The following is a 19261-nucleotide window of genomic DNA, read 5'->3' on the forward strand; positions in this document are numbered from 1 at the left end:
GCTAATTTATTCACCGCGTGTGATAGCGAAGGACGTTTTTGTCTCACCGAGAGGTCATGATGACGCCTGCCGTCAGTGCCGTCGACGGTTCCGCCACCACCACCGCCCCGCGCCGGACTCCCGGCGCCAGCAGTTCCCGCAAGGTCCTTCAGCTGCTCCTCGCGTTTTCCGAACAGCGCTGCGAGGCCAGCGTCGCCGAGCTCGCCGCGACGATCGGCACCCCGGTCGCGACGACCTACCGCTACGTCGCGCTGCTCAAGGAGCTGCAGCTGCTCGAGGAGGGCCGCGCCGGGCACTACCACCTCACCAGTCAGGTGATGCCGCTCGCGCGGGCGGCGCAGCTGGCGAACGACCTCGTGCGGCTGGCGAAGCCGTCGATGGAGGAAGCCGCGCGGGAGCTCGGCGAGACGGTGATGCTCTTCCAGCAGTTCGGCGACGCCGCCGTGTGCGCGGACCGCGTCGAGTGCGACCGCGCCATGCGGTTCACCTTCGAGCCGGGGCATTCGCTGCCGCTCGGCGTCGGCGCGTCCGGCAAGATGCTGCTCGCCCTGCTGCCGGAGATCGAACGCGACCGGCGGCTGGCGCCGGTCGTCGAGCAGCGCGGCACCTTCGTGCGCGACGAGCTGAAGCACGCGCTGGAGAACCGGTATTCGGTCAGCTCCGGGGAAATCGACGAGGGCGTCTGGGCGTGCTCGGTGCCGGTGACGGCGTACGGACGGCGGCCGACCGTGCTGACGATGGCCGGCCCGGCCGCGCGCATCACCGAAGAAGCCCGGCACAACGCCATCACCACCCTGCGGGGGTACGCGACCCGCATCGAGCGCACGATCTCGTCTTATTCGCTGTGAAAATCCCGTCGGGGCGCGTACGAATGCCTTCGTGATCCGGCTCGCGCGCCCCGACGACCTGCCCGCGTTGATCGACGTCGAACGCGAGGCGGGCAGCCTGTTCCGCGCCGTCGACATGGCGGCGATCGCCGACGACGACCCGGGTTCGGTGGCGGAGCTGGCGGTGTACCAGTCCGCCGGCCGCGCCTGGGTGGCCGTGGACGACCGCGACCGGCCGGTGGCGTACCTCATCGCGGAGGTCGTCGACGGACACGCGCACATCGAGCAGGTCTCGGTGCGGCCGTCGCACGCGCGGCGCGGGCTCGGCAGCGCGCTGATCGAGACGCTCGCCGAGTGGGCGGCTTCTCGCGGGTTGCCGGCGCTGACGCTCACGACGTTCGCGGCGGTGCCGTGGAACGCGCCCTACTACGAGCGGCTGCGGTTCCGGGTGCTGGCCGACGTCGAAATCGGCGACGGGCTGCGGGCGATCCGCCGCGCGGAGGCGGCCCGCGGCCTCGACGCCTGGCCTCGCGTGGCGATGATCCGGCCACTCTGAGTGGTTCTCACCTGCGCGGGGGATGCGGTGGCGCGACCAGTCGAACATGTGTTCTACTGTGCTCGCCGGCCTCGGAGGGGGAAGCTCCTGGGCCGGCCCACAGACTTCGGGAGGTTGTCATGGCGGTCAAGATCACCCACCTGACGAACGGCCAGCAGGTGCGGTTCGCCAACGCCGACGGCGCCCGCCGCTACGCCGAGATCATGGGCGGCGGCGTCGACAAGTGGCGCTTCACGGTCGTGCCCGAGGACCCGATGCTCCGGAAAATGTCGGACTCGGTCGTTAACGTGCCCGTATGGCGCATGACTTCCAGGTAGTGGTGGATACGGCCGACCCGCACGTGCTCGCCGACTGGTGGGCCGAGACGCTCGGCTGGCCCGTCGAACCGACGGACGAGGACTTCATCCGCGAGATGATCGCGAAGGGGTACGCGAAGGAGGAGGAAACCCGGACGTACAACGGATCTTTGGTGTGGCGAACGGGGGCGGCGATCCGCCACCCGGACTCACCGCCCGAGGGTCCACCCCGGCGGATCTTGTTCCAGGAGGTTCCGGAACCGAAGACGGTGAAGAACCGGCTCCACATCGACGTGTGGGTGGGGGCGGACAACGTCGAGGCGACGCTGGAGAAGCTGACGGCGCGCGGGGCGAAGTTCCTGCACCGGGGGCGGCAGGGGCCGCACAGCTGGGTGACGTTGGCCGATCCGGAAGGGAACGAGTTCTGCATCTCGTGAGTGATCGGGCCTGCGCCTCGGCCGGGGGCCGGGGCGTGTCAGCCGAGTCCGGTCGCCGTCACGCTGGGCGCGAACGTCATGAACGACTCTTTCCTGCCGTCGGAGGACAGGAAAGAGTCGTTCATGACGTCAGCCGGCCTCAGCTCTGTGCCGCCAGGCGGTCCAGGGCCTTGGGCAGCGCGGAAGCGAGCAGATCCAGCTCCGGCTCCCCCGCCACCAGCGGCGGCGACACCGCCACCCCGCGTCCGAGGTTGCGCACGATCACACCCTCGTCGCGGCACGCGCGCTGCAGCTTCACCGGGGCTCCCGGGTCCGCGTCCATGACCTCCGCCGTCAGCTCGACCGCCGCCAGGAAGCCCAGCCCGGCCCGGACCTCCGCCACCAGCGGGTGCCCGTTCGCCGCCGAGACCGCGTCGGCCAGGGGCTTCTCCAGCTCGCGGCCGCGGGGGATCAGGCCGTCGCGCTCGTAGATGTCCAACGTCGCCAGGCCCGCCGCGCACGCCACCGGGTGGCCCGCGTACGTCGCGCCGTGGCGGAAGATCGGGGCGCCCGGCGCTCCCGTGAAGAACGGCTCCGCCACCCGCGGCGCCACCACCAGCGCGCCGAGCGGGATCGTGCCGCCGGTGATGCCCTTCGCCGTCGTGATCATGTCCGGCTCGACCGCCCAGCGGTCGATGCCGAACCACGTCCCGAGCCGGCCCCACGCCGCGATCACGCAGTCCGCGACGAACAGCACGTCGTGCCGGCGGCAGATCGCCGCCACCTCCTCGAGGTACCCGTCCGGCGGCAGCAGCACGCCGCCCGCGCCGATCACCGGCTCGCAGAAGAACGCCGCCACGCGCGATGCGCCCACTCGCTCGATCTCGGCTTCCAGGGCCGCGGCGTCGTCGAACGGGACGTGCGAGAACTCCGGCGGCTGCGGCCCGACGCCCGCCGCGTTGGCCGGGATGCCGCCGACGGCCGTGCCGAAGCCGTGCGTGCCGTGGTACCCCTGCGCCCGGCCGATGACGTGCACCTTTTCCGGCCGCCCGGTCTGCGCGAAGTACGCCCGCGCGAGCTTCACGGCGGTGTCGATGACGTCCCCGCCGCCCGAGCCGAAGAAGACCTTCGAACCCGGCGTCGGCGCCAGCCCGGCGACGCGGTCGGCCAGCTCGATCGCCGGCTCGTTGGCGTTGTAGCCGAACAGGTTGTACGAGTCGAGCGTCCGCAACTGCTTGGCGACGGCATCGGTGATCTCGGGCCGGCCGTGGCCGAAGTTCGCGTACCAGAGCGACGCGGTGGCATCGAAGTACCGACGGCCGGCGTCGTCCCAGACGTAGGACCCTTCGCCGCGGGTGATGACCATCCGGTCGTTCGCGACCGCGCCCATGTCGGCGAACGGGTGCCAAAGGGCGTGCTGTGCTGACATCGGTCCTCCTCAGTCCTTCCCCCATCCCTACCAGGGCGAAGCGGGGAGCGCGAACACTCCATCGTGCACAGTTCGAGCCGTCGGACCTGCCAATCAGTCCAGGAACTCCGCGATCTCCTCCGCCGAGTAGCCCAGCTCCGCGAGCACCTCCGCAGTGTGCTGACCCAACGTCGGCGGCGCGGACGTCGGCCGCGCCGGGGTGTCGGACGCCTTCACCGGGAAGCCCGTCCCCCAGTACGTCCCCACCGTCGGGTGCGGCAGCCGGACCACCTGGTCGCGCGCCGCCGTCCACGGGTCCGCGAACACGTCGTCGATCTCGTTGATCGGGGCCGCCGGGATGCCCGCCGCGTCGAACGACTTCAGCCAGTCCGCCGCCGTGCGCGTCAGCAGGACCGGTTCCAGCAGTGCGTTCAGCTCGTCGCGGTGCGCGGCCCGAAGCGCGTTCGACGAGAACCGCGGGTCCGCCGCGATGTCCAGGTCCAGCACCCCGCAGAACGCGTGCCACAGCTTTTCGCTGCCCACCGCGATGATCAGCCAGCCGTCCGAGACGTGGTACGCCTGGTACGGCACGATGCTCGGGTGCGCCGAGCCCATCCGGCGCGGTCGCGGTGCGTCGTAGAAGGACGCGCCCGCGGCGTACACGTGCCAGGCCAGCTGACTGTCCAAAAGGGACACGTCGAGGTACTGGCCGCGGCCGGTCGTGTGGCGGGCCTGCAGCGCCATCAGCACCGCGATGATCGCCCACGTCCCCGCGTTCAGGTCCGCCACCGGCAGCCCGACCTTGGCCGGCGCGCCGTCGGGCTCGCCGGTCAGCGACATCACGCCGCCGAGGGCCTGCGCCACCAGGTCGTAGCCCGCGCGGTCGCGGTACGGGCCGGTCTGGCCGAACCCGGTGATCGACACGTGGATCAGCCGCGGGTTCAGCTCCGCCAGGACTGCGTACCCGAGGCCCCACTTCTCCAGCGTGCCCGGGCGGAAGTTCTCGACGAGCACGTCCGCGCCGGCCACCAGCCGCCGGAGCGCCTCACGGCCGCGGTCGCTCTTGAGGTCGAGCACGATCCCGCGCTTGTTCCGGTTCGCCGCGAGGTAGTACACGGCTTCGTCGCTCTCGCCGACGAACGGCGGTCCCCAGCCGCGGGTGTCGTCGCCGTGCCCGGGCGGCTCGACCTTCACCACGTCCGCGCCCATCTCGCCCAGGTACTGCGTGCAGTACGGCCCGGCGAGGATGCGGGACAGGTCGACGACCTTGATCCCGTCCAGCGGGCGGAATCCGGAGTGGTCGGCAGGCATCATGTCCCTTCCCTGTCACTGACCGCCATCGAGGAGGACGACGGCCTGCGGAGTCCGCTGGTAGAGCACGAACCGGCCGTCCCGGCTCCGGCTGACGAGACCCGCGCGGTGCAACGCGCCGAGGTGGTAGGAGACGGTGCCCGGCGCGTATCCCGTCCGCGTGGCGAGCTCGGCCGTCGACCGCGCCGTTTCGAGATCCGCCAGGAGCGCCGCGCGGGCGGCACCGACCACCGGTGCGAGCCGGTCCGGCGGCGGCGCCCCGCCCGTCCCGATCCCGTGCGCGGGGTAGCCGAGCACGACCTGCCCCGGCACGTCGACCTGCACGCTGATCACCGGCCAGCTGAGCACCCCGGGCGCGAGGACCAGTTCCCGGCCGGCGACGTCGACCTCGCCGTCGAACGGCTTGGCGAGGGTGATCGCGTCGCCCGCCCAGCCGATGCTCGGGTGCAACGTGCCGAGTGCCGCGCCGACGCCGTGGCCGGCGATGGTCTTCGCGCGGTGGGTGATGTCCCGGTCGAGGACGGACTGCAGGCCGGCCCAGCCCTCGGCCAGCGCGTCGCGCCAGAACCGGGCGAGCCCGTTGGCCAGGCGCCGCGGCATCGTCCCCGACTCCGCGACCCGGCGCGCGGCGACCGGCAGCGGCCGGCCCCAGTGCGCGCTCGTGTGGGAGAGGACCTGCTCCTCGAGGTCGTCCTGCGACGTCGCCTCGATCCGTGCGAGCTGCTCGTCGAACAGGTCGCGGTGCCGGGCGGCCGTGCCGGGCTGCGGGGTCAGCAGGTCGGGCGTGTAGACCTCGCCGGGACGCGGCAGCAGGTCCAGCAGCAGGGCGACGTCGGGGTGGGCGAGCGCGGCGCGGGCGAGCGGGCCGGGATCGCCGAACACGGGGTGGCGCGCCGAATCGGCGGCGAGCTTCAGCCAGGCCAGGGACTCCGCCGCGAGCGACGGCGAGAACCGGGTCCTGGCCACCGTCTCCGCGTCGACGCGCAGCGTGAACACCGACCGACGGTAACAGCCGCGGCGGTGGATTTGAACCCGCTCGAATCCTTTCCGGCCGGTGGCCGCCGCGGGGTTGACTGGTGCCGTGTTCCGAGGACGCGCGTGGACCCTGGCCGCCGTCGCCGCGGTGTTCCTCGCTTCGGCGCCGCCCGCCGCGGCCGGCTCCTCCGGTCCCGCCGTGTCCGTCGTCGTACGCACCATCGCCTGGCGCAGCTGGTCGGCCGGTCCCGGCGGGACGTACCACGCGACCACCTACCGCAGGCCTTACGTTGTCCACGTCCCTTACGTCGCAGGCGTGCTGAGCGCCAGCAACCGGGCTTCGGCGTCCCGGAGGTAGCGGTCCAGCGCGGCTTCCGCCGCCGCGAACCGGCCGCGCCGCAGGTCGCGCAGGATCTGCTCGTGGTAGTCGAGGAACGGCTCGTAGAACGCGCGCGTGTTTTCGTTGAGGACGAAGAACAACCGCGTTTCGGCAAGCACCTGGCGCATGGTCGCGGAGATGCGCTCGCTGCCCGCGAGGTCGGCGAGCGCCTGGTGGAAGTGGATGCTGGCGGTGCCGACCGCGGGCCAGTCCGCGGCCCCGGCCGCCGTCCGGCCGTCCCGCAGGGCCTGTTCGACCGGCGTCAGGTCCACAGTGGACAGCTCGGCCGCCCGCCGGAGCGCCCCGCATTCGGTGGCCCGGCGGACGACGTACAGGTCCTCGATGTCCTCTGTGGTCAGTTCGCGGACGAACACGCCGCGGTTCAGCTCGTGCACCGCCAGCCGCTCGTGGGCCAGCAGCTGGAACGACTCGCGCAGCGTGTTGCGCGAGACGCCGAGGGCCGAGCTGATCACCGGCTCCGAAAGCCGTTCACCGGGGGCGAAGACGCCGTCGGTGATGTACTGGCGCAGGATCGCGGCGACCCGCTCGGCCGTGCCGCTGCGCTCGAGCAGGTGCCGCTCGCTCTCCAGCCCCGAGGCGTCGATCGACACGGCACTACCTGACGCCGAGGTCGAAGTCGAGGCTGTAGCGGTTGCCCGGCATCGCGCCCGCGGCCTTCGCGCCGTCGATCGGCAGCACGACGCCGTTGATGAACCGTGACTCGTCGCTGGCCAGGAACACGACCGCTTTCGCGACCTCCCAGGCTTCGCCGACGCGGGCCGCGGGGGTGCTCGCGACCAGCTGGTGCTGCTTGGTTTCGAACTCCTCCGGGGAGTTCAGCGTGCTGCGCAGCATGTCGGTGTCGATCGCGCCCGGGTTCACGGTGTTGGCGCGGACGCCCTGGTGCGCGTGCGCGACGGCGATCGACTTCGTCAGCCCGACCAGCGCGTGCTTCGTGGCGTTGTAGACCGGGTCGCCGGGGCGGCCCATCACACCGCCGTTGGACGAGGTCGTGATGATGCTGCCGGCCTTGCGCTCGATCATGTGCGGCAGCACGGCTCGCGTGCCGAGGAAGGCGGCGCGGACGTTGAGCGCGAAGATGTTGTCGAACTCGGCCAGTGTCGTGTCGGCGAGCGGCTTGCCGAGGTGGATCCCGACGTTGTTGAACAGCACGTCGATGTGGCCGGCCTCGGCGAGCACGCCGTCGACGAACGCCGCCACGGCGTCCTCGTCCGTGGCGTCCACTATGGAGTGCCGGTAGCCCTCGACGGGCTCCGCGGGCTCGCGGATGTCGGAAGCGAACACCGTCGCCCCTTCGGCGAGGAACTCCTTCACCGTGGCGAGGCCGATGCCCCGCGCGCCGCCGAAGACGACCGCCACCTTGCCGGCCAACCGACCCATGTCACTTCCCCGCTCTCAGTCGTGCTGTCTGCTCTTCGTCCACGGCGTAGTCCTCCGGGAGCCGGACGAGCGCTTCCGGGTGTCCGCCGTATCGGATCGATACACCGTATTGATCGCGTGCGGCGTCGACGGAGACGTAACCGTCGACGACGTCGGCGAGCACCGCCGCCACCGGCCGCTCGAGCGGCGGCCCGTACCCGCCGCCGCCCGGCAGCGTGACGTCCACGAGCGACTCCGGCGTCAGGGTGACGCGGCTCTTCGCGGGCAGGTCGGGCCCGTCGTGCCGGCCGAAGCGGCCGGCCGCGCCGGGCGCTCCACCGGCCACCCCGGATGCCGCCGCGCGCACGCGGTCGACGTTCCCGTTGACGCTCCACGATGCGCCGTCGCGCAGCGCCATCGTCGTCACCTGACCGAGGCCGCCGCGCCACCGCCCGGCGCCGCCGGAGTCGACGCGCAGTTCGCGCGTGTGCTGGACCAGCGGCGCCATCGTCTCGATGACCTCGGTCGGCGTCGAGCGCAGTCCACTCGGGAACCCGGTGGTGTTCAGCCCGTCCTTGCCGGCGCGCGCCCCCATCCCGCCGGTCTGGAAGACGTTGAGCATGAACCCCGGGCCACGCCAGATGGTCATCCACAGCGCGTCCGCGCTCGGCGCGATCGCGGCGCCGGGCAGCGCGCCGATCAGCAGCGACGGCAGGAAGTGCCCGATGAGGTGCCGGGACGCGACCGGCGCGGGCGGCAGGCAGTTCAGCACCGAGCCTTCGGGCGCGGTGACGCGCACCGGCCGGAACGACCCGGCGTTGTGCGGCACCTCCGGCGAGATCGCGGCCTTGACGGCGAACGACGCGTAGGCCCGCGTGTAGTTCAGCACGACGTTGATCCCGCGCCGGCTCTGCGGTGACGAACCCGCGAAGTCGAGGTGGATCGCGTCACCGTCCACAGTGGCCGTCACGCGCAGGACGATCTCTTCGTCGTCGAAGCCGTCGGTGGCGATTTCGTTGGTGTAGACGCCGTCCGGCAGCTTCCGCAGGGCGTCGCGGAGCGCGTTCTCGGACCGGTCCATGAGTTCGGCGGCGACGTCGTCGAGGGTGTCGAGGCCGAACTCGTCCAGCAGCCGCAGCAAGCTCGCCGCGCCGACTTCGTTGCCGGTGACCTGCGCGTAGAGGTCGCCGATGGTCTCCTCCGGTGTCCGCACGTTGGCCCGGATCAGCCGTTCCAGGTCGGCGTTGACCTCGCCCGCGCGCAGGAACTTCAGGATCGGCAGCCGCAGGCCCTCTTCGAAGACCTCGTGGGCTTCGGCGGACACGAGCCGGCCGCCGATGTCGGGAGCGTGGCAGCAGGACGCGAACCACGCGACCAGCCGGCCGCGCCGGAACACCGGCGTCGCGACGGTGATGTCGTTGATCTGCCCGGCCGTCTGCCACGGGTCGTTGGTGAGCAGGACGTCGCCGGGTTCGAGGGTCTCCGGCGGGTACGCGGCGACGAAGTGGTGCATGCCGGTGGCCATCGCGTTGATGTGGCCGGGCGTGCCGCCGACGGACTGGCCGATCATCTCGCCGCGCGAGTCGAACACCGCGCAGGCCAGGTCGAGCGATTCCCGGACGACGGCGGAGAAGGCCGTGTTGACCAGCGCGTTCTGCTGCTCGGCGAGGATCGAGTGCAGGCGGTTGCCGAACAACCCGACCAGGATGGGGTCCGTGCCGGATGCCGCCTCCGCGGGAAGGATTGCGTCGGCGGGGCTCACACCGTCACCTCCAGCGCGGCGTCTTCCCGGACGACGCAGTGCGCGCCCGGCGGGACGACCACAGTGGACTCGCGCTCCTCGACGATGGCCGGTCCGTCGACGCGCTCGCCCGGCGTCAGGAGGTAGCGGTCGAAGATCGCCGTGTCGACAAATCCACCGGCCGCCGGGAAGTACGCCTTGCGGGTGCCCTTGCGTGCGTCGCCGCCTTGCGCTTCTGCCGTCAGCCGCAGCGTGATGTCCGGTGCGGGGCCGCTCGAAACCACCCGCCAGTTCAACACCTCGACGCCGACTTCCGGCCCCGATCGCCGGTAGAGCGCGCGGTAGGTGCGGGTGAAGTCTTCGATCAGCGTTCCGGGCCACGGACCGTCGTGGACCGGAACGCGGATCTCGTAGCCCTGCCCGGCGTAGCGCAGCTCGGCGACGCGCCGGTGCGTCACCTCGTCCACTCCGGACTTCGCGAGCAGGGCCGCGCCCTCGGCTTCCATCTCGGCGAACAGCGCGTCGACCTGTTCCCACTCCAGGTCGTGCACGGCCGCGCGGGCCGACCGCACGAAGTCGAACGCCAGCGGCGCGGTGAGGAACCCGGCCGCGCTGAGCACGCCCGCGGCGGGTGGCGCGACGACCGACGGTGCACCGAGAGCGCGCGCGACCCCGACGCCGTGCACCGGGCCGGCGCCGCCGAAGGTGTACATCGGCAGCTTCGCCGGGTCGTGGCCGCGCTCGACGGCGTGCACCCGGGCGGCGTTGGCCATGTCCTCGTTGACGCTGGTGTGGATGCCCCAGGCGGCCTCCTCGACGCTCACCCCGAGCGGATCGGCGATCTTTTCGCGGAGCACCGCTCGCGCAGCGGTGGCATCCAGGCGCATCGCGCCGCCCAGGAAGTAGCCCGGGTCGAGGTAGCCGAGCACGAGGTCGGCGTCGGTCACCGCGGGTTCCGTGCCACCGCGGCCGTAGCAGACCGGGCCGGGCTCGGACCCGGCCGAGTCGGGACCGACGGTCAGCAGGCCCAGCGCGTCGATCCGGGCGATCGACCCGCCGCCGACGCCGATCTCGATCATGTCGGTGACCGGCACCTGCACCGGCAGCCCGGAGCCGGGCAGCAGCCGGTACTTGCGGTCCACTTCGAACTGGTGCGTCACGAGCGGCGCACCGTCGGCGATCAGGCACAGCTTCGCCGTCGTGCCGCCCATGTCGAACGCGAGCAGGTCGGCCGGCCCGATCGACGCGGCCGCCAGCGCCCCGCCCGCCGGGCCGGACTCGAGGATGCGGATCGGGTGCCGCGCCGCGGTGTCCACCGTGGCCAGTCCGCCGTTGGACAGCATGATGTGCGGCGCGCGGCCGATCCCCAGCCGGCGCAAGCGGTCTTCGAGGTCGCGCAGGTAGCGCTCGGTGAGGTCCTGGACGTATACATTGGCGACGGTCGTCGACGCGCGTTCGAACTCGCGGATTTCGGGGACGACGTCGGAGGACAACGCCACCCTGAGCGACGGCGCCACCTCGGCGAGGATCTCCGCCACCCGCCGTTCGTGCGCCGGATTCGTGAACGCGTGCAGGAAGCAGACGGCGACCGCCTCGATCCCGCGTGCGGCCAGTTCCCGGCCGAGCTTCGCGACGAAGTCCTCGTCGAGTCCGGTGTGGACGGACCCGTCGGCGAGGATCCGCTCCGGGACGTCGAACCGCAGGTGCCGGGGCACGAGCGGCGCGGGCAGTTCGAGGTGCAGGTCGTACAGCTCGTACCGGTGTTCGCGCCGCATCTCGAGGACGTCCCGGAAGCCCGCCGTCGCGAGCAGCGCGGTCCGCGAGCCCTTGCGCTCGATCAGCGCGTTCGTTACCAGCGTCGTCCCGTGCACGACCTGCTCGACGGCGCCGAAATCGGTGAGCAGCGCGGCCAGGCCCTCTTCGACCGCCCGGGCCGGCTCGTCGTGCGTGGTCAGGACCTTGCCGACGGCGACGATCCCGCGTTCGTCCACCGCGCAGACGTCGGTGAACGTGCCGCCGATGTCGACGCCGATCCTCATGTCCGGTACCACCGCGGCGACGTGTTGAGCGGCGGCTTCAGCCTGGCCTTGACGACCAGGACGTTCGGCTCCTCCGACTCGACGAACTCGCCGAGCAGCCGCCGGAACGCCCGGCCGAACCCGGACACCCGGTCCGCGTGCACGCCGAAGGACCGCGCGAGACCGACGAAGTCCGGGCTGTCCCAGTCGACTCCGCGCCGCGCGAGACCCGAGCGGTCCTGGTCGTAGCGCAGCATCCCGTACCCGCCGTCGTCGACGAGGACGACCGTGACCGGCAGCTGTTCCTGCGCGAGCGTCGCCAGATCGCCGCAGCCGTAAAGGAATCCGCCGTCACCGGTGATGCAGATGGCTCGCCCGAGACCCGCCGCGGCAGCGCCGAGCGACGCCGGGAAGCCGTAGCCGAGGGTGCCCCAGCCCATCGGGTAGGCGAGCTTGCGCGGCGCCCGCACCCGGTGGAACCCGCCGACCCAGTACCCGGCGACGCACATGTCGGACACCAGCACCGCGTCCGTCGGCAGCACCTCGTCCAAAGTGGACAGGAAGTCGTAGGCCTGCGGTTCCTCCTCGCGGATCCGCTGGCGCACCCGGCGGCCGATACCGGCCAGCCGCAGGGTGATGTCGTCCAAACCCGGCCGTTCCTTCGGCAGCAGCCGCTCGACGATCCCGCGCGCGTCGCCGACGAGCGTCAAGTCGGGCTGGTAGTTCTTCGCGGCGTCGTCGGCGTCGACGTTGACCGCGATCAGCTTGCGCGGCTTCGGCATCCGCCAGTTCTGCGTCATCAGGCCGTCGAAGTCGGTGCCGATGGCGAGCACGACGTCGGCCTCGTCCCACAGCTCGCCGACCTCCGGCGTGTGCACCGGGTTCGGGGCGAGGCACGGGTGGTCGAGCGGGAGCAGGCCGCGGGCGCCGAAGGTCGTGATGACCGGCGCGGCGATCTTCTCGGCGAGCGCGCCGATGGCGTCGCCCGCCCCGGACCGCAGCGCGCCGCCGCCCGCCCAGATCAGCGGGTGCTCCGCGTCGGACAACAACGCTTCGGCGCGCGCGAGGTCGGGGACGTCGCCGTCGGGTTTGCGGTGCGGCGCGGGCGGGCGCCGGTGCGGCACCGTCTCGCGCAGGTAGTCGGTGGGCACGCCGAGGTAGACGGGACCGCTCTGCGGCTGCAGCGCGAGCCGGGCGGCGCGGTGCACGGTGGTGCCGATCTGGTCGGCGGCCCGCACGGTGAAGCCGCCCTTGGTCACCGGCGCGAACATCGCCTGCTGGTCGGACGTCTCGTGCAGCACGCCGCGGACGACGCCGGGCCGCCGCAGCGTGGACGGGATGTCGGTCGCGATGACCAGCACCGGGGCCGCGGAGGCCATGGCCTCGCCGACCGCGCCGAGGGTGTTCGCGGCGCCCGGCCCGGTGGTGACGAGGGCGACGCCGAGCTTGCCGGTCGCGCGCGCGTAGCCGTCGGCGGCGTAACCCGCGGTCTGTTCGTGGCGGACGCCGACGAGTTTGATGCGGGTCTCGGCGAGCGCCTCCCACAACGGCAGGTTGTGCACTCCCGGGAGGCCGAAAACGATCTCCGTCCCCAGCCCTTCGAGCGCGTCCACCAGCTCCCGAGCACCACTCACAGCCACGGCGCGGATACTGCCAGATCGTTGAACGATCTGGCAATCAGCCCCTAGACGATGTGGCGCTCGACCGGTGCGGTATCGGCGCGGCCGAAGCGCCGGACGTCCAGCTCGGCGATGTCCAACGCCGTCGGTCTGCCCAGGTAGAGGTCCCGGATCAGCTCACCGGTCGCCGGCGCCATCTGGAAGCCGTGGCCCGAGAATCCGGTCGCGTAGAAGAACCGTGACAACAGGACGCTTTCCCCGATGATCTGGTTGCGGTCCGGCGTCATTTCGTACAAGCCGGCCCAGGCCGTCCGGACGCCGGCGTCGAGCACGGCCGGGATCCGGCGGCCGGCGAGCTCGGCCAGCCGCGGCAGCCACTCGCCCGCTTCGTAGTGGGTGTCGAACCCCGGGAAGCCGTCGTCCTCGCAGAACGACATCGCCAGCCCCGCGCCTTCGCGGTGGAAGTAGAACGCCGACGGCAGCTCGATGGTCAGCGGGACCCGCTCCGGCAGCCCGGGCACCGGCCCGGTGAAGACGACCTGCCGCCGGAACGGCCGCACCGGGAGGTCCAGTCCGGCCAGCTCCCCGATCCGGCCGGACCACGCGCCCGCCGCGCACACGACCGCGCCGGTCCGGACGAACCCCGCCGTCGTGTTAACGCCCGCTAACGTGTCGCCGTCGCGCTCGATCCCGGTGACTTCGACGCCGGTGCGCAGCGTCGCCCCGCACGCCCGCGCGGCTCTCGCGTAGCCCTGCACGACGGCGTCCGGTGTCGCCTTCGCGTCGTCCGGAGACCAGAGCGCGGCGACGATCCCGTCCGTTTCGAGCATCGGCAGCACCTCGCGCGCTTCCGCGGGCTCCAGCAGGTGGCTGCGGACGCCGTACTCGCGCTGCAGCTCCGCGCACTGTCCGATTGCGCTCACGTCCGCCGGGTCGGTGAGCAGGTACAGGTAGCCGTCGCGGCGGAAGTCGATCTCCGTGCCGAACCGCTCGGAGAAAGCGCTGTACCCGGCGAGCCCGCGCAGTCCCAGCTCGACGTTCACGCGGCTGGTGAACGACGACCGGATGCCGCCCGCGGCCTTCGCCGTCGAGCCTCCGCCCAGCCCGCCGCGTTCCAGGAGCAGGACGTCGACGCCGGCTTCCGCCAAGCGGAACGCGCAGCTCACGCCGATCACCCCACCCCCGATCACGACGCACTCGGCCATCGGTGGCAACGACGTTTCCCGGGCGCCGGCGACGGTCATACTCGCCAATGTAGAACGTGATCCACCGGCGGCCGCCGAGCGCGTAGAGTCGGCGTGCCGAGTGCGGAAGGTGATGTCCCATGGCGATGATGCCCGTGACCGACTCGATGTTCCTCCTCGTCGAAACGCGCGAGCATCCGATGCACGTGGGCGGCCTGCAGCTGTTCAAGAAACCCGACGGCGCCGGGCCGGAGTACCTGCGGGACATCCGCAAGAACCTGCTCGAATCGGACAACATGCGCTCGGTGTTCCGGCGCCGCCCGGCTCGCCCCGTGAACACGATGGGGCACGTGGCCTGGCGCGCGGAGACCGACCTCGAGCTCGACTACCACTTCCGGCACTCCGCGCTGCCGCAGCCGGGGCGCATCCGCGAGCTGCTGGAACTCACGTCCCGCTGGCACAGCACCCTGCTCGACCGGCACCGCCCGCTGTGGGAGACGCACCTCATCGAGGGCCTCGCCGACGGCCGGTTCGCCGTCTACACCAAGGTCCACCACGCGCTGATGGACGGCGTCTCGGCACTGCGCCAGCTGCAGGGCACGCTGTCGGACGACCCCGCGGCCCTGGATTGCCCGCCGTGGTGGGGCAGCCGGCGGAAGCCGGGCGAAGGCCGCGTCAAGCGGCCCCGGTCGTTCCTGCAGACGGCGAGCAAGACCGCCAACCAGCTCGCGAGCCTGGCGCCGGCCGCGATGAAGGTCGCGCGCGAAGCGTTCGGTGAACACACGTTAACGCTGCCCGGACAGGCACCGCGCACGATGCTGAACGTGCCGATCGGCGGTGCGCGGCGGTTCGCGGCGCAGTCGTGGTCGCTCGACCGCGTCCGGCAGGTGGCGACGGCGGCCGGGGTGTCGCGCAACGACGTCGTGCTCGCGATGTGCTCGGGCGCGCTGCGGGACTACCTCATCGAGCAGCGCGCGCTGCCGGACGCGCCGCTGATCGCGATGGTGCCGGTGTCGCTGCGGCGGCAGAACGACCCGGGTGAAGCGGCGGGCAACAACATCGGCGCGCTGCTGTGCAACCTGGCCACCGACCTGCCGGACGCGGGCAAGCGGCTCGTGACGATCCACCAGTCGATGCGCAACGGCAAGCGGCTGTTCTCGGAGCTGACGCCGTTGCAGACGCTGTTGTTATCGGCCGTTAACGTCGCGCAGCTCGGCGTCTCGCCGATCCCGGGCGTCGTCAACAACACGCGGCCGCCGTTCAACCTGGTGATCTCGAACGTGCCGGGGCCGCGCAAGCAGATGTACTGGAACGGCGCGCAGCTCGACGGCATCTACCCGGCGTCGGTGCTGCTCGACGGCCAGGCCGTCAACATCACGCTGACCAGCAACGGCGACCACCTCGACTTCGGCGTCACCGGGTGCCGCCGCAGCGTGCCGCACCTGCAGCGGATCCTGACACACCTCGACACAGCCTTGGTGGAACTCGAAGCTGCGGTAAAATAACCCGCTCACCGACACGTCCGCTCCCCCATCGGAAGGAATCTTTCCGAACTGGCTGGTCAGTCGCGTCCGCCCGCTCCTAGGGTGGCGGCGATCAGTCCCGGAGAGGAGCAGGAAATGACCGAATCCGTTGAGGTGTGGACGACTCCCGACTTCGTCGAGTACGAAACCCCCATGGAGGTCACCGCCTACGCGGCCCGCATGGCGGACTGACCGGTGCCCGTCGAGCCGCTCGCGGAAAGCGCATTCATCGCGGCCCTGCGCGCTCTTTCCGCCCGCTACTGGGGCACGCACCCGTTCCACCACCGGCTGCACGCGGGCGAGCTCGACGCGCACGGGCTGCGGATCTGGGCGGCCAACCGCTGGTACTACCAGTGCCAGCTGCCGCAGAAGGACGCGGCGATCATGAGCAACTGCCCGCTGCCGGACATCCGGCGCCAGTGGCTCGACCGGATCGTCTACCACGACGGCCCGCACGCCGGCGCCGGCGGGATCGAGCGGTGGCTGCGGCTGTGCGAGGCGGTCGGCCTGGACCGCGACGAGGTGCTCGACGAGCGGCACGTCGCTCCCGGGGTCCGGTTCGCCGTCGACGCCTACGTGACGTTCGCGCGGACGAAGCCGTGGTGGGAGGCCGTCGCGTCCGGGCTCACCGAGATGTTCGCCGGGCACCTGATGCAGCAGCGCGTCGCGGACATGCTCGCGCACTACTCGTGGATCGCGCCCGAGGACCTCGCGTACTTCACCAACCGCATCGACAAGGTCTCCGGCGAGGGCAAGGACACGCTCGACATCGTGGTCCGCCACTGCGTCACGCGCGAGCAGCAGGATCGCGCGATCGCCGCGCTGTCGTTCAAGTGCGACGTCCTGTGGTCGATGCTCGACGCGATCGAACGGGCGGCGCGGTGATCACCGTGGGATCGGTCCCGCGGCTCCGGCGCGGTGTCCGATTGTCCTTCGACCACGTCCGGGAGACGCACGTGCTGCTGTTCCCGGAGGGCGTGCTGGTCCCGAACACCACCGCGGCGGCGGTGCTCGAACTGTGCGACGGCGTCCGGAGCGTCACCGACATCGCCTCGGCGTTGGGCAGCCGCTTCACCGGGGTCCGGGAACAGGACGTCCTCGACGTGCTGGCCCGGCTGGGCGAACGGCGGGTCGTCGCGTGGACGTGAAACCGCCGCTCGGACTGCTGGTCGAGCTGACCCACCGCTGCCCGCTGCACTGTCCGTACTGTTCGAACCCGGTGGAGCTGGTTTCCCGGGAAGCCGAACTGTCCACCGCGGACTGGATTTCGGTGCTCTCGCAAGCGCGCGAGCTGGGCGTGCTGCAGGTGCACATGTCCGGCGGCGAGCCGCTGGCCCGCCCGGACCTGCCGGAACTGGTGGCGCACGCGAGTTCGCTCGGGTGCTATGTCAACCTTGTCACCTCCGGGCTCGGGCTCACGGCGGCCCGGCTCGACGACCTCGTCTCGCGGGGGCTGGCGCACGTCCAGCTGTCGGCGCAGGGCGCGACGCGGGAGCGGTCCGATCTGCTGGCCGGCGCGAAGGCGTTCGACCACAAGCTCGCCGCGGCTGCCTTGGTGAAGTCGTCCGGGCTGCCGCTGTCGCTGAACGTGGTACTGCACCGCCGCAACCACGACCAGCTGGCCGGGATCATCGAACTGGCCGAGCGGATGGGCGCGGACCGCCTCGAGCTGGCGAACACGCAGTACTACGGCTGGGCGTTGCGCAACCGGTCGGCGCTGATGCCGACTCCCGAGCAGCTCGCCGCGGCGGAACCGGTTGTGCGGGCGGCGGTTTCGCGGTTGCGGGGCACGATGGAGATCGTCTACGTCGTCGCCGACTACTACGAGCCGTACCCGAAGCCGTGCATGTACGGGTGGGGCGCGCGGCAGCTGACCATCGCGCCGGACGGGACGGTGCTGCCGTGCCCGGCGGCCTCGGCGATCTCGACGCTGCGGCTTTCCTCCGTGCGGGACACGCCGTTGGCCGACATCTGGTACCGGTCCGAGTCGTTCAACGCCTACCGCGGCGAAGACTGGATGTCCGAACCGTGCCGCACGTGCGACCGCCGCGGGCTCGACTTCGGCGGCTGCCGCTGCCAGGCGTTCCTGCTCACCGGCGACGCGGCCGCGACCGACCCGGTGTGTTCGCGGTCTTCACAGCGTTCGCTGGTCGACCTGGCACTGTCCCGGCCACCGGCTGCCGACCTGGTCATGCGCCGGTGAAGGTGATCCTGCTCGGCACCGCGGCGGGCGGTGGGTGTCCACAGTGGAACTGCGCGTGCCGGCTGTGCACGGCCGGGTTGCCGCCGCGCTCGCAGGACTGCGTCGCGATCAGCGCGGACGGCGCCGGCTGGTACCTGCTCAACTGCTCGCCGGACATCCGCGCCCAGATCCTCGGGACCCCGGCGCTTTGGGCCGGGCCGGGGCCGCGGCAGATCCCGCTGCGCGGGGTGCTGCTCACCGACGCCGAACTCGACCACACGCTGGGGTTGCTGATGCTGCGCGAGGCCGGCGGGCTCCCGGTGCGGGCACCGGACGCCGTGCTGCGCGCGCTGTCTCCGTTCCGTTCGATAGCCGACGGCTACGGCGGCTGGACGTCACTCACGGACTTGCCCGGGCTGCGCGTCGACGTGCTGCCGGTGAGCGAGAAGAAGCCCAAGTACGCGGCTGCAGGGGACGGGCCGTGGGTGGTCGCCTACCGGATCACGGACCTGGCGACCGGCGGCGTCCTGGTCTACGCGCCGTGCCTGAAGAGCTGGCCTCCCGGGTTGGATTCCTTTGTGGACGGTGCGTCGCTGGTCCTGCTCGACGGAACCTTCTACGCGCCGGACGAGATGGCGGGAGTCGGCGGACCGGACCAGCTCGCGATGGGCCACCTGCCGATCACGGCGAGCCTGCCGCGGATCGCCGGGCGGCGCTGGGCGTTCACGCACCTCAACAACACGAACCCGGTGCTGGACCCGGCGTCGCCGGAGCACGCCGCGGTGCTGGCCGCCGGCGCGCTGCTACCGCCGGACGGCACCACGTACGTGCTCTAAGCGACGCCCTCGGGAGCCCGGCCGACACAACCCCCAAATAACTCTTTAACGGTCGTGCCAGACTGACGTCATGCCCCACGACAACCTGCGAGTGCTGGCGCACCCGCTCCGCATGCGGATCCTGTCGCTGCTGACGGGAACGGCCCTGAGCGCGGCCGAAGCGGCGCGCGAGCTGGGCGACACGCAGGCGAACATCAGCTACCACGTGCGCCGGCTGCACGAAGCGGGCCTGCTGGAGGTGGCGGAGGAGGTGACGATCCGCGGCGGCCGCGCGAAGCGCTACCGCCACGACCCGGACTCGGGCCGCCGCTTGACCACCCGTTCACCGGCCGCGGAACGGCTGCTGGCCAAGGCTATAGCGGGCGAGCTGCTCCGGCGGGCATCGCAGCGAGCCCACGGCCGGCGGGCATCGTTGACGGACGCGGAGCTGTGGGTGGACCCGGCAGTGTGGGCGCGGGTGCTGAAGCAGGCGTCGGAGCTGAGCGGGGAGTTGCACGCCGCGGCCCAGCCACCGCGAACCCCGGGGACGGTCCGAGTCAGCGCGAGTGTGGCGCTGTTCGAACTGGCAGAGCCCGGTCAGCCCGAGTCCCCGTGAGCGCGCCTTGGTGCC

Annotated in this window: 20 protein-coding genes; 11 read left to right on the plus strand and 9 right to left on the minus strand. The window is 71.7% G+C overall.

What is annotated here, in order from left to right; all coding sequences use genetic code 11:
- The first annotated feature begins 59 nt into the window (after positions 1-59).
- The 4 genes from ABFJ78_RS36255 to ABFJ78_RS36270 all read left to right on the plus strand — a co-directional run bounded on the left by ABFJ78_RS36255 (position 60) and on the right by ABFJ78_RS36270 (position 2116).
- Entirely contained in the window at positions 60-848 is a 789-nt protein-coding gene (locus tag ABFJ78_RS36255; protein ID WP_436392022.1) for an IclR family transcriptional regulator, read from the plus strand.
- 31 nt (positions 849-879) lie between these two features.
- Positions 880-1383 carry a GNAT family N-acetyltransferase gene (locus tag ABFJ78_RS36260; protein WP_436391824.1) on the plus strand — a complete coding sequence of 168 codons (504 nt, stop codon included), beginning with the start codon at positions 880-882 and terminating at the stop codon, positions 1381-1383.
- A gap of 119 nt (positions 1384-1502) precedes the next feature.
- A complete protein-coding gene (locus ABFJ78_RS36265) occupies positions 1503-1700 on the plus strand; it encodes a hypothetical protein (RefSeq protein ID WP_004561810.1) in 198 nt (65 codons plus the stop codon).
- Positions 1679-2116 (plus strand): VOC family protein, encoded by a 438-nt coding sequence (locus ABFJ78_RS36270; protein ID WP_436391827.1) that lies wholly within the window; start codon positions 1679-1681, stop codon positions 2114-2116. The genes ABFJ78_RS36265 and ABFJ78_RS36270 overlap by 22 nt, the downstream gene beginning before the upstream one ends.
- Before the next feature lie 139 nt (positions 2117-2255).
- Here the strand turns inward: ABFJ78_RS36270 and ABFJ78_RS36275 are convergent, their stop codons facing one another.
- The 9 genes from ABFJ78_RS36275 to ABFJ78_RS36315 form a co-directional block, all read right to left on the minus strand.
- Entirely contained in the window at positions 2256-3524 is a 1269-nt protein-coding gene (locus tag ABFJ78_RS36275) for an aminotransferase family protein (RefSeq protein WP_436391829.1), read from the minus strand.
- A gap of 93 nt (positions 3525-3617) precedes the next feature.
- Positions 3618-4817, minus strand: a complete 1200-nt coding sequence (locus ABFJ78_RS36280; protein ID WP_436391831.1) for a CaiB/BaiF CoA transferase family protein — start codon at positions 4815-4817, stop codon at positions 3618-3620.
- Between the two features lie 12 nt (positions 4818-4829).
- Entirely contained in the window at positions 4830-5810 is a 981-nt protein-coding gene (locus ABFJ78_RS36285) for an ArsR/SmtB family transcription factor (protein ID WP_436391832.1), read from the minus strand.
- A 282-nt stretch (positions 5811-6092) separates the two neighbouring features.
- Positions 6093-6779 (minus strand): GntR family transcriptional regulator, encoded by a 687-nt coding sequence (locus ABFJ78_RS36290; protein ID WP_436391834.1) that lies wholly within the window; start codon positions 6777-6779, stop codon positions 6093-6095.
- A gap of 4 nt (positions 6780-6783) precedes the next feature.
- Complete coding sequence (locus ABFJ78_RS36295; protein ID WP_436391836.1) at positions 6784-7569, minus strand: SDR family NAD(P)-dependent oxidoreductase; 786 nt, start codon at positions 7567-7569, stop codon at positions 6784-6786.
- Position 7570: 1 nt separating this feature from the next.
- A complete protein-coding gene (locus ABFJ78_RS36300) occupies positions 7571-9310 on the minus strand; it encodes a hydantoinase B/oxoprolinase family protein (RefSeq protein WP_436391838.1) in 1740 nt (579 codons plus the stop codon).
- Complete coding sequence (locus tag ABFJ78_RS36305; RefSeq protein WP_436391840.1) at positions 9307-11328, minus strand: hydantoinase/oxoprolinase family protein; 2022 nt, start codon at positions 11326-11328, stop codon at positions 9307-9309. Before ABFJ78_RS36305 ends, ABFJ78_RS36300 begins: the two co-directional genes overlap by 4 nt.
- Positions 11325-12947, minus strand: a complete 1623-nt coding sequence (locus ABFJ78_RS36310) for a thiamine pyrophosphate-binding protein (protein WP_436391842.1) — start codon at positions 12945-12947, stop codon at positions 11325-11327. Before ABFJ78_RS36310 ends, ABFJ78_RS36305 begins: the two co-directional genes overlap by 4 nt.
- Before the next feature lie 44 nt (positions 12948-12991).
- Positions 12992-14170 carry an NAD(P)/FAD-dependent oxidoreductase gene (locus tag ABFJ78_RS36315; protein WP_436391844.1) on the minus strand — a complete coding sequence of 393 codons (1179 nt, stop codon included), beginning with the start codon at positions 14168-14170 and terminating at the stop codon, positions 12992-12994.
- An 80-nt stretch (positions 14171-14250) separates the two neighbouring features.
- On the opposite strand from ABFJ78_RS36315, the gene ABFJ78_RS36320 reads away from it, so the two are divergent.
- The 7 genes from ABFJ78_RS36320 to ABFJ78_RS36350 all read left to right on the plus strand — a co-directional run bounded on the left by ABFJ78_RS36320 (position 14251) and on the right by ABFJ78_RS36350 (position 19246).
- On the plus strand, positions 14251-15615 hold the full coding sequence (locus ABFJ78_RS36320; protein ID WP_436391846.1) for a WS/DGAT/MGAT family O-acyltransferase: 1365 nt from the start codon (positions 14251-14253) through the stop codon (positions 15613-15615).
- A 114-nt stretch (positions 15616-15729) separates the two neighbouring features.
- The gene (pqqA, locus tag ABFJ78_RS36325; protein ID WP_086670354.1) at positions 15730-15825 is read left to right on the plus strand and encodes a pyrroloquinoline quinone precursor peptide PqqA; all 96 of its coding nucleotides are present in this window, start codon (positions 15730-15732) and stop codon (positions 15823-15825) included.
- Between the two features lie 3 nt (positions 15826-15828).
- Positions 15829-16518, plus strand: a complete 690-nt coding sequence (gene pqqC / locus ABFJ78_RS36330; RefSeq protein WP_436391848.1) for a pyrroloquinoline-quinone synthase PqqC — start codon at positions 15829-15831, stop codon at positions 16516-16518.
- On the plus strand, positions 16515-16781 hold the full coding sequence (pqqD, locus tag ABFJ78_RS36335) for a pyrroloquinoline quinone biosynthesis peptide chaperone PqqD (RefSeq protein ID WP_436391850.1): 267 nt from the start codon (positions 16515-16517) through the stop codon (positions 16779-16781). Before pqqC ends, pqqD begins: the two co-directional genes overlap by 4 nt.
- Positions 16772-17836 carry a pyrroloquinoline quinone biosynthesis protein PqqE gene (gene pqqE, locus ABFJ78_RS36340; protein WP_436391852.1) on the plus strand — a complete coding sequence of 355 codons (1065 nt, stop codon included), beginning with the start codon at positions 16772-16774 and terminating at the stop codon, positions 17834-17836. The genes pqqD and pqqE overlap by 10 nt, the downstream gene beginning before the upstream one ends.
- Positions 17833-18651, plus strand: coding sequence for a pyrroloquinoline quinone biosynthesis protein PqqB (pqqB, locus tag ABFJ78_RS36345; protein ID WP_436391854.1), 819 nt, complete (start codon positions 17833-17835; stop codon positions 18649-18651). Before pqqE ends, pqqB begins: the two co-directional genes overlap by 4 nt.
- Positions 18652-18721: 70 nt before the next feature.
- Entirely contained in the window at positions 18722-19246 is a 525-nt protein-coding gene (locus ABFJ78_RS36350) for an ArsR/SmtB family transcription factor (RefSeq protein WP_436391856.1), read from the plus strand.
- Positions 19247-19261: the final 15 nt, after the last annotated feature.

The organism is Amycolatopsis sp. MEPSY49 (assembly GCF_051337345.1).
Taxonomy (GTDB): Bacteria; Actinomycetota; Actinomycetes; order Mycobacteriales; family Pseudonocardiaceae; genus Amycolatopsis.